This window comes from Gilliamella sp. Pas-s95 (genome assembly GCF_009795795.1).
GTDB lineage: Bacteria > Pseudomonadota > Gammaproteobacteria > Enterobacterales > Orbaceae > Gilliamella > Gilliamella bombicola.
This window is the reverse complement of the sequence record NZ_WTFC01000048.1, coordinates 1-9,584: the sequence shown is the minus strand read 5'-3', so window position 1 is coordinate 9,584 and position 9,584 is coordinate 1. Positions and strand designations below refer to the sequence as shown.

11 protein-coding genes are annotated in these 9,584 nt (G+C 37.5%); 3 read left to right on the top strand and 8 right to left on the bottom strand.

Features of this window, described 5'->3' with window-relative positions; all coding sequences use genetic code 11:
- Positions 1-312 precede the first annotated feature (312 nt).
- Positions 313-768 carry a DNA polymerase III subunit chi gene (locus GQ598_RS10590; RefSeq protein ID WP_160404090.1) on the bottom strand — a complete coding sequence of 152 codons (456 nt, stop codon included), beginning with the start codon at positions 766-768 and terminating at the stop codon, positions 313-315.
- Between the two features lie 15 nt (positions 769-783).
- A complete protein-coding gene (locus GQ598_RS10585) occupies positions 784-2,265 on the bottom strand; it encodes a leucyl aminopeptidase (RefSeq protein ID WP_160404089.1) in 1,482 nt (493 codons plus the stop codon).
- Between the two features lie 138 nt (positions 2,266-2,403).
- Between GQ598_RS10585 and lptF the strand changes: the two genes are divergently transcribed.
- Complete coding sequence (gene lptF, locus GQ598_RS10580) at positions 2,404-3,507, top strand: LPS export ABC transporter permease LptF (protein ID WP_160404088.1); 1,104 nt, start codon at positions 2,404-2,406, stop codon at positions 3,505-3,507.
- Positions 3,508-3,517: 10 nt separating this feature from the next.
- A complete protein-coding gene (lptG, locus tag GQ598_RS10575) occupies positions 3,518-4,582 on the top strand; it encodes an LPS export ABC transporter permease LptG (RefSeq protein WP_160404087.1) in 1,065 nt (354 codons plus the stop codon).
- An 88-nt stretch (positions 4,583-4,670) separates the two neighbouring features.
- Here lptG and msrB read toward each other — a convergent pair whose 3' ends face one another.
- From msrB to msrA, 3 genes are read right to left on the bottom strand one after another with little or no spacing between them, the layout of a single operon-like run.
- Complete coding sequence (gene msrB, locus GQ598_RS10570; protein WP_160404091.1) at positions 4,671-5,102, bottom strand: peptide-methionine (R)-S-oxide reductase MsrB; 432 nt, start codon at positions 5,100-5,102, stop codon at positions 4,671-4,673.
- A 54-nt stretch (positions 5,103-5,156) separates the two neighbouring features.
- Positions 5,157-5,684 carry a cytochrome b gene (locus tag GQ598_RS10565; protein WP_160404086.1) on the bottom strand — a complete coding sequence of 176 codons (528 nt, stop codon included), beginning with the start codon at positions 5,682-5,684 and terminating at the stop codon, positions 5,157-5,159.
- 15 nt (positions 5,685-5,699) lie between these two features.
- Positions 5,700-6,233: a peptide-methionine (S)-S-oxide reductase MsrA gene (gene msrA, locus GQ598_RS10560; protein WP_160404085.1), complete on the bottom strand. Its 534-nt coding sequence runs from the start codon at positions 6,231-6,233 to the stop codon at positions 5,700-5,702.
- Between the two features lie 177 nt (positions 6,234-6,410).
- Between msrA and GQ598_RS10555 the strand changes: the two genes are divergently transcribed.
- Positions 6,411-6,683, top strand: coding sequence for a DksA/TraR family C4-type zinc finger protein (locus GQ598_RS10555; RefSeq protein ID WP_091346840.1), 273 nt, complete (start codon positions 6,411-6,413; stop codon positions 6,681-6,683).
- A gap of 64 nt (positions 6,684-6,747) precedes the next feature.
- On the opposite strand, the gene GQ598_RS10550 is transcribed toward GQ598_RS10555, so the two are convergent.
- The 3 genes from GQ598_RS10550 to GQ598_RS11150 all read right to left on the bottom strand — a co-directional run.
- Positions 6,748-7,398, bottom strand: coding sequence for a DUF421 domain-containing protein (locus GQ598_RS10550; protein WP_160404084.1), 651 nt, complete (start codon positions 7,396-7,398; stop codon positions 6,748-6,750).
- Between the two features lie 532 nt (positions 7,399-7,930).
- Entirely contained in the window at positions 7,931-9,253 is a 1,323-nt protein-coding gene (locus GQ598_RS10545) for a hypothetical protein (protein ID WP_160404083.1), read from the bottom strand.
- Positions 9,254-9,398: 145 nt separating this feature from the next.
- The coding region (locus tag GQ598_RS11150) for a hypothetical protein (RefSeq protein WP_237410359.1) at positions 9,399-9,584 on the bottom strand (186 nt) is incomplete at its 5' end.

The window sequence follows — 9,584 nt, the reverse complement described above, 5'->3', positions numbered from 1 at the left end:
GAATGGAGTCTGATTTTGACTACGATGATATTGAAAAAGATTTAGAACATAGGTTTGGCAGGCCAGATGCCAGATGCCAGATGCCAATTATGATAGCGCATTTCGATTATCCTGTCAAGTAAATTTTTGTTTTATTTCAATTTTATATAATTAACCGCCCAACTAGCGAGCATTTCCTTGCTTTGAAAGCGGTTAAATTATAACCGGTTGATTAATGATGTGCTAGTTTTTTTGTTAAAATTTTGTGAAGTTTTGTTAATGATAGAGGAGTGAGCTTTTGTTGGTGTGTTTTTGGTTAAAAACGACTTCACCTTAGTCACATGTGACCGATATAGTTTTAAGGTTAAACCCTGCCTCTTTATAACATTTATACCTTACCCGTGCTTGGGACTTTAAGTCTTCTCCAACTGGAACAAAGTCAATAATATCATGGTAAACATTGGCAAATTCTGGAAACTGCTCTTGTAAATTAATAAGCAGCGGTCGGCGGCCGCTGCTGCGTTTTTGTGGCCAACTAATTTCGACTGGTGATCCCCCTTTCATACCTTCACCGGCTAAATTATGTGGTACAAAGCTGTCAGTGCTCAGTTGCCATAGGTATTCGTCTATTCGCTCGGCTTGAGCCTGATCTTGACATGCAACTTGCACACGTAAATTAGCTTGCCAAGCTTCGACAATTTTTTGGCATGCTAGCTTTTCGTAATAAAGCACGCCTGATTCGTTGGCTTCGGTTTGGTTTTCGAGTAGATAGAAGATCACTTTTTTCATAAATACTGGCTCGATTTATTGGTCAAGTAGATATTGAATCAACATAGCAACAGGGCGTCCCGTTGCACCTTTTTGGGAGCCAGACTTCCACGCAGTGCCGGCAATATCTAAATGTGCCCATTGGTACTTTTCAGTAAATCGTGATAGAAAACAGGCAGCAGTAATCGTGCCACCATCACGCCCACCGGCATTAACAATGTCAGCGCATGTGGATTTGATCTGTTCTTGGAATTCATTGTCGATTGGCAAAGCCCAAGCTTTGTCGCCAGCTTTTTGCGATGCGCTAACCAATTGTGCAACTAATTTGTCGTTGTTGCCCATAACACCTGTATAGTGATGACCAAGAGCAACAATACAAGCGCCTGTTAAGGTGGCAATGTCGATGACGGTTTTTGGATTGTAACGTTCAACATATGTTAAAGCATCACACAATACCAAGCGTCCTTCGGCATCGGTGTTAATCACTTCAACCGTGGTGCCTGACATAGTGGTGAGTATATCACCTGGGCGGTAACTATTGCCATCAGGCATGTTTTCACAGCCGGCCATAACGCCCACAACATTGATCGGTAATTTAAGTTCTGCAACAGCTTGCATAACACCATAAACCGTTGCAGCGCCACACATGTCGTATTTCATTTCGTCCATGCCTGCGGCAGGTTTGATAGATATACCACCCGAATCAAACGTTAGCCCTTTGCCAACTAACACATAAGGCTGGGCTTTTTTGTCTTTAGCGCCTTGGTATTCAATAATGGTCATGATCGATTCATTTTGCGATCCGCGCCCAACAGCTAAGTAGGCATTCATATTTAATTTTGCCAGTTCTTTTTCACCAAGGCAGGTGACTTTGAGTGATGGATGTACTTTGCTAAGTTGTTTGCCTTGCTCAGCTAAATATTTTGCATTGCAAACGTTCGATGGCATGTTGGCAATAGTTTTAGTTGCGGTAATAGCATTAGCAATAATTTCACCCTGTAACAAGTTATTAGTTAATTTTGTTAAGATACTTTTTTCACTAACCAATAATGTCACTTTTGTTAGGCTTGGTGCCGGAGTTTTAGTTGTTTTGAATTCGTCAAACTGATAGGTTATATCGCTAACAATTTGCGGTAGCTGTTTGGCAATTTGTAGGCTATTTGTGTGATTAACATTCAATAAGTCCCACGCGATGCTTTTGATTTTTTTGGCAAGCAGTTCTTTAATGACAGCCTGAATGACTTTTTGGGCTTGCATTAAGTCAAATGCTTTAGCGTTGCCACACCCAACAAATAAGAGTTTTTGTTTTAGATTGCTGCTAGTTGCATATAATAATGTAGTTTTGCCCAATTCGTGGCTGATATCGCCTGATTTGATAAGCTGGCTTACTAGACCGTTAGTTGATTTGTCGATTTCTTTAACAAAATCTGACTGACTTTTTCCTGAATCAATTGAAATAACTAAACACTCTGCTTTTTGTTTGGTTATAATAGTGCTGTTTTTTATTTGAAATTCCATTGTGCTTCTCGTTTTATAAATTGATGGGGATTGTCAATATTTTATCGGTTCAGTATTGGATAGCAACAAAAAGATAACTAAAACTAAGCAAATCAGATTATAATAGCCAGATTTTGTATCAACATGTATAGGTAAGTTGTGATAATTCGTCGATATTTAGTTAAAGAGACATTAAAAACCCAAGGGGCAATTTTATTTATTTTATTGTTGATTTTCTTTTCTCAAAAATTAATTAGAATTTTATCAAGTGCGATTGATGGTTCGATCCCGCATGAATTAATTATGCCGTTGTTGGTGTTAGGCGTGTCAAATATGGCCGATCTTATTTTACCTTTGAGCTTGTTTCTTGGCGTTTTGGTAACTTTTGGGCGCCTTTATTCTGACAGCGAAATGGTGGCGATGCATGCTTGCGGGGTTAAGAAGAATTTGACTTATCAAGTGGTGCTTTTTCTGTGTATTTTGACCTGCATATTAACGGCACTCAATTCGCTTTGGTTTGGTCCTTGGTCTAGCGCTAAGCAAGATCAGCTTCTTGCTAATGCTAAAATAAACCCTAGTTTAGCAGGATTGTTGGCTGGGCAATTTCAACAAACACCTGATGGTAATTCGGTGATTTATATTGGTAATGTAGATAATAATAATTTAGAAAATGTATTTATTGCTCAAATCAATCCAAAAACCAATCAACGCCCTTCCATTGTTATTGCTAATAAGGGAAAGACTGGACATGATGATGAAGGTAATCAAATCATCACCCTTGAAAAAGCCAATCGTTATGAAGGCACAGCGCAATTGAAGGATTTTCGAATTTCAAACTTTCATAATTATTTAGGCATTATTAAACCCAAGGTGTTGTCAACCAACGAGGATACAGATAAAACTGATGTTCAACAATTGGGATTATTTGAGCTGGCAAACACCAATACACCAAAAGCTACTGCTGAATTTTATTGGCGAATAACCTTGATTATTTCAGTACCATTAATGGCATTTTTAGTGATTCCATTGAGCGTGTCTAACCCTCGCCAAGGGCGACTTGCGCAAGTTTTACCAGCTTTACTGCTGTATTTGGTTTACTTTTTATCGGCCAGTTCGATTAAAGCCAATGCAGGCAAAAGCCGTTTAGATCCGGAATTATGGTTTTATATTTTGAATTTAGGATATTTTGTGTTGGCGCTTATTTTGAATTGTTGGGATAACCTATTTATGCGTAAACTTCGCTTAAAATATACGGCATCTTAAGGAGAAAAGCGTGTTTTCGATTTTAGATCGTTATATTGGTAAAACTATTTTAAGCACCATCGGTGTTAGCCTTTTTTTACTTATTAGTTTGTCGGGTATTATTCGTTTTATTGATCAACTGCGAAAAATTAAAGTTGATTATGATGCGTTTTCTGTAGGTATTTATACTCTATTAATGGTGCCAAAAGATTTGGAAGTGTTCTTTCCTATGGCAGCATTATTAGGTGCTTTAATTGGTTTGGGCTTGCTGGCGTCACGCAGTGAGCTAATTGTAATGGAAACTTCCGGCTTTAGCCGTTTTAAAATTGCCTTTGCAGTGATGAAAACAGCCTTACCATTAGTGTTAATTACCATGGCGATTGGTGAATGGGTTGCGCCAGTTAGCGAACAAACTGCACGTAATATGCGTTCTGAAAAACTGTATGGAAATTCGTTGATGGCTGAACAAGGCAGTCTTTGGGCTAAAGATGGTAATGATTATGTGTATATTGGGCATGTAAATAACGATAATTCGATTTCAAATATTTCTATCTATTCGGTCGATGAAAATAAGCTACTATCCATTACCCACGCCGCCTATGGTGTTTATGAAAACGATAGTTGGACTTTGTCGCAAGTTGAAAGAAATGAGCTAACAGATCCAAATAAAGTAGTAGGCGTTAATATGGTATCCACGCCTTGGAAGACGAATATTACTCCCGATAAGCTCAGTATTGTCGCCTTTGATCCTGAATCATTGTCGGCTTCAGGACTTTATCAATATTCGCAATACCTTAAAATTTCAGGGCAAGATACCAAGTATTACGATTTACTATTTTGGAAAAAAATTATCAAGCCAGTTTCGGTGGCGGTGATGATGTTGTTAGCTTTGTCGTTTATTTTTGGTCCGTTACGTAGCGTATCGATGGGGATTCGTGTGCTGATTGGCATTAGCTTTGGTTTCTTGTTTTACATTGCCGATAATTTGTTTGCTCAAATCAGTATTGTGATGGGTATTTATCCTGTTATTGGATCGCTGATCACCAGTTTTGTGTTTTTATTGATCAGTTATATTTTATTTAAACGAAAGAATTAATTTAACTATGTTTTTATCAATCCTATCATCTTTTGGCTAAGATGATAGGATTTCTTATTTTATAATGATTGGTTTTGGCGCTTTTTATTTATGATTTATCAAACAGCTTTAAATATTGCCCATAACCTTCTTCTTCAAGCTCATCTTTTGGAATAAACCGTAACGAAGCCGAGTTGATGCAATAACGCAGTCCACCTAAATCTTTTGGTCCATCATTAAAAACATGACCAAGATGAGAGTCAGCATCAGCCGATCGAACTTCAGTGCGACGCATGCCAAAACTGGTATCTTTTTTTTCAACAATATTGCCCTTTTCTATCGGTTTAGAAAAACTGGGCCAACCACACCCCGAATCAAATTTATCTAATGAAGTGAATAGCGGTTCTCCCGATACAATATCAACATAAATCCCCTCCCGATAATTGGCGTTAAATTCGTTGTCAAAAGGAGGTTCAGTACCGTTACGTTGCGTAATATGGTATTGCATGGGTGTTAATTTTGACAGTGCTTTTTGTTTCATTGTATTTTCCATAAACCACCTTCATTATTTTATGTTATTTTTAATTTATTTTGATTAATTACGGCTTAACATTGACTGTAATACTTTATCCTTAATCCAAAAATAATGAAACAAAGCCGCAACTATATGTACAATAAGTAAAACAGAAAGAAAATACGCACTCATTTTATGGGTTTGGTGAAATGCCTGATAAGCCTCATTGGGCATATCAATAGCAGGAATAGAGATAATGCCAAAGACATTGAGCGATCGGCTACTCATTAAATAGCCCGAAAGTGGCACAATAATTAATAAAATGTAGATAAATCCCTGTATCGATTTTGACAAAATTCGCTGTAGTTTATGATCTTTTGGCAACACATCAGGCACCCCTTGCCGCTTAATCACCAGCAAACGCCAAAATGTGATGCCCAAAATCAGCACGCCAAAGGATTTATGTAATAAATAAATATTGGCCATCCCCCCTAAATAAGATGACAACGTCACATTAAACGTAACAAGCAAAAAACTAAATACAATTAGTATCATTGTTAACCAATGAATCCATTTTTGTTTACTACTATATTGTGGGTAATTTTGCATGATTAAATCATCCTATTATTTATTTTTTGTCCAATGCTCGGACAAAAAATGGGCTCGCCCTGATAATTGGTAATATCGATTATAATGTTGTGGCTGTTTAATGTAATAATGTTGATGGTCATCTTCAGCTAAATAAAAAGCAGTTGCAGGTTCAATGGCTACCTTAATTGGTTTATCAAAGCATCCACTTTCTTGTAAAGCTTGTTTCGATACCAATGCTAATTGGTGTTGAAATTCGTTATGATAAAAAATAACTGGACGATAAGAATTACCCCTATCAGCAAATTGACCTTGCGAGTCGGTCGGATCAATTTGATGCCAAAAGATATCAAGAAGCTTTTTATAAGTGATTATTTTAGGATCGAACGTGATTTGTACCGCTTCGGTATGGCCTGTATGACCAGCACAAACTTGCTGGTAGGTTGGATTGACAACATGCCCTCCCGTATACCCCGACACCACATCAATAACCCCATCATACTGATCAAACGGTTTAACCATACACCAAAAACAACCACCCGCAAACGTTGCTTGTTCATACTGTTGCATGATAACCTCCTGATTTTATGGTGTTTTATAATGTTTAACAATATATCTATATATTGCTTAACACCGGCTTTATCATTCACATTAAAATAATCTACCATTAGCTAGCATATTACTTGAAAAAGTATAAAAAAACACCATTTCTTTCATTAGCTATTTCAGTTATAGGGGGAATTGTTTATGGCAAGTGGATGGGCATCTGACGATGCGGTTAATCAACAAATTGAAGGCACCATTGCTGATGCTATTGCAATCGCAAGACGACAACTTAATCACGGTACCACTAGCGCTGATTTTTGTATTGAGTGTGGAGAACCTATTGCCGAAGCCAGAAAAGCAGCATTACCCGGAGTGCAATATTGTCTGTCGTGCCAACAAGAAATCGATAAGCAATTAACCAAAGCATCAAGCCTATATAATCGCCGTGGCAGTAAAGATAGCCAACTGCGTTAATTAGTCAGTGGATATAAAGTAATTGAGTTGAAAATGGGTGGACCTCAATCCACCCTAAAAATAATTATTTGTTACCTTCACGAACCGCATCATAAGGATAAATAATCAACTTATTATCAAACCATTCAGCGCAAAAAATATCTTCTATTTTTTCGTAACCTTGTTTGGTGATCTCGCGTTTAACCCAATCTTCATCTTTGTTTAGCTGCTTAAGATTATCCTGACTAATTGCACCATTTTCAATAATGAGCACAGCAATATCTTTATCACCTTTTTTAATAAGGGTTAAAGAACCATTGAGTTCATACCAAACTTCTTTTAAGTCACCAAATGAGGGAACGCCTTGAATGTTAACTAATGTTTCAAAATCCCTTACTGGTAAGTTTGCTTTAATAAAATTATCCGTTATTAAATTGCCATTTTTAACTAATTGAATTGGTTTACCATCAATTGTGTCACGTAAACGTGAGTTTTTAGATTTGATAAATCGAATTAAAACAAGCAAACCCGCCCAAATTGCAACTAATCCAGACGCTTCCCAAGGTGACACTGTTGGGCTAAGCAACGCGCCCCCAACTAGCGCACCAATGACCATACTACCAACCTGATCGAGCTGCGACATTGGCGCAATTTGACTCTTTCCTGATAATTTGACATAAATAAGTAAAATAAATATAGCTAATAAAAATTTTGGTGCCATTTCTAATAAATACATGTCCTTCCTCCAAGCTAAACATTATATGTTGAACTACAATTCCAAATGCAAAATCAATAGAAACTTCTGTATCGAAACGGATAACAATTTATATAAAACTGGTATAGCTTTTATTTAATTGATAATCAATATGTATCTGTTTTATGACTAAAATTGGGTATGATTATTAATATAACTTATTGATTGTATTTTACTCTAAAATTTAAACAAGTTATAAGATTATTACTTTGATTGCGATAATTAATTTCTATTATGCAGTATTGAAATCGGTGTTTTTATATTTGCGCTTTTACTGTTTAGAGCAAAAGCGCAAACTTTAAGTCTTGTTAGTCGGGAAGTTTTATTTTTTGATTAGTTAACCATTTCACAAGATAAAAATCCTCGAAGATGAAACACAAAACTCTAAACCACGGACTGTAGCACTATAATCATTATGGTTATCACTACGACGACAATAGCCCAAGATGCGACTACGTTTAAACATGATATATCCTCTACTGCCATTCTCATAAAACCATAAAAGTTGTAGCCGTTACGACATACAAAGTCCGTAGGCTTTCCTATGATAACGCCCAGCGGCATCAGAAAGGTGCATACGGCTAGCACTACCACTAGGCGTAATCGTAGATCCATAATGATAACTACCCCCCGTTCCTTCTTCATAATTAGTAAAATATCTACCATTATAAAAACGAGTACCATCATAACTTCCTACCATTCCCCATTCAGAGAAAAATGAATTTAACGGCCCGCCGTCTGGGACTCGATAACCCAAATTACTGCAATAACTCCTTAGATGATTTAGTTGAACAGTAGAACTTCTTGGGATACTCCATACTCTAATCTTAAATCCATATTTCACAACAGTATTACCACTTCTGTCTTTACCCTCTAACTCAAACACCTGCGGCAAACTTGGTGTGTCAGACGATGAACTTGGATATGGATTGCTTGTTAAGGTTACCCGTGTTACTAATTCTGACCCATTAGGCAACCAGCTATCGTTTGCGGTCATCCTCGTTACTGTTACTGTTATTCCCCCGCGAGTAACTGGAGCCCAATTAAGTTGGTTTGCATCAACACCAACAATATCTAAATCAAAGTACAACCCATTAGCACCAGTTTTAGGGAAATTAAGATCATATGATGATGGTTCAGTAGATTGAGTAGCAAATCCTCTATTAGGATCCCAGTTAGAAGTATTTCTGCGACGAGTAAGTTCTGGCCTTGCGTAACAAATGCCTGGTGATGGTGGCGGGCTAAGATAATACGTTGCCGTACTACCACTGAATGTACTGCTATTTGGCAGCCCGTATTGTGTGGTTAAACGCCCCGCACTACTACTTAATACGACTTTATAGGGAGCATTGCAGATGCTTAAAACCGTACCACGCCCCACAGCTCGGTTGTTTTTATCGGTGATAGCAACCGATAAACTGCCTGTTGCCGTAACACCATTTGTTCCCTGCCCATCCCCATCATCATCGCCCCAATAATGATAACTTGTCACTAACTCACTTAAACTAACAGAATTGGTTGATGGTGGCACCATCATATGAATATCAGTAAAACTTTGACCTGCGACGGGTAATACAATGGGGTTGGTCGCACTTGAACCATTGGATGGCGTAAATGTTCGATTATCTGATAATGTAATACTGAGTAAATCAGCGGTTGTTGTCGCTTTGGTTCTACCATTATCATACGTTAAATACGGTGCAGAGCCTTCAATTACCCTTGAGGTATAAGCCGATAATGCCTGTGAATCAAACGAATACGGCAATAGCAACAACGGTGCAAAGAGCAACGATGACTTTGATAAGGAAGATAAAAGTTTCGGCCTTGGCGAGTTCACTAAGCTCGATGGTTTCGATAACTTCGCTGATAAAAATAAGAATTGAGTCTGATTTTGACTTCGATGATATTGAAAAAGATTTAGGGCGTAGGTTTGGCAGGCCAGATGCCAGATGCCAGATGCCGATTATAATAGCGCATTTCGATTATCCTGTCAAATAAATTTCTGTTTTATTTATATTTTTTGTAATTGACTGCTCAGCTAATGAGCATTTCCTTGCTTTAAAAGCGGTGAAATTATAACCTGTTGAATAATAATGCGCTAGTTTTTTTGTTAAAATTTTATAAAGTTTTGTTAAGGTTTGAGTCAGCTTACGTTGGTCTGTTTTGGG

Excerpts from the sequence above, each read along its gene's own strand:
- GQ598_RS10590 (WP_160404090.1), bottom strand. The coding sequence starts at position 768 with ATGAAAAAAGTGATCTTCTATCTACTCGAAAACCAAACCGAAGCCAAC.
- GQ598_RS10555 (WP_091346840.1), top strand. The coding sequence starts at position 6,411 with ATGGCAAGTGGATGGGCATCTGACGATGCGGTTAATCAACAAATTGAA.
- GQ598_RS10565 (WP_160404086.1), bottom strand. The coding sequence starts at position 5,684 with ATGCAAAATTACCCACAATATAGTAGTAAACAAAAATGGATTCATTGG.
- msrB (WP_160404091.1), bottom strand. The coding sequence starts at position 5,102 with ATGAAACAAAAAGCACTGTCAAAATTAACACCCATGCAATACCATATT.
- GQ598_RS10550 (WP_160404084.1), bottom strand. The coding sequence starts at position 7,398 with ATGTATTTATTAGAAATGGCACCAAAATTTTTATTAGCTATATTTATT.
- GQ598_RS10585 (WP_160404089.1), bottom strand. The coding sequence starts at position 2,265 with ATGGAATTTCAAATAAAAAACAGCACTATTATAACCAAACAAAAAGCA.
- msrA (WP_160404085.1), bottom strand. The coding sequence starts at position 6,233 with ATGCAACAGTATGAACAAGCAACGTTTGCGGGTGGTTGTTTTTGGTGT.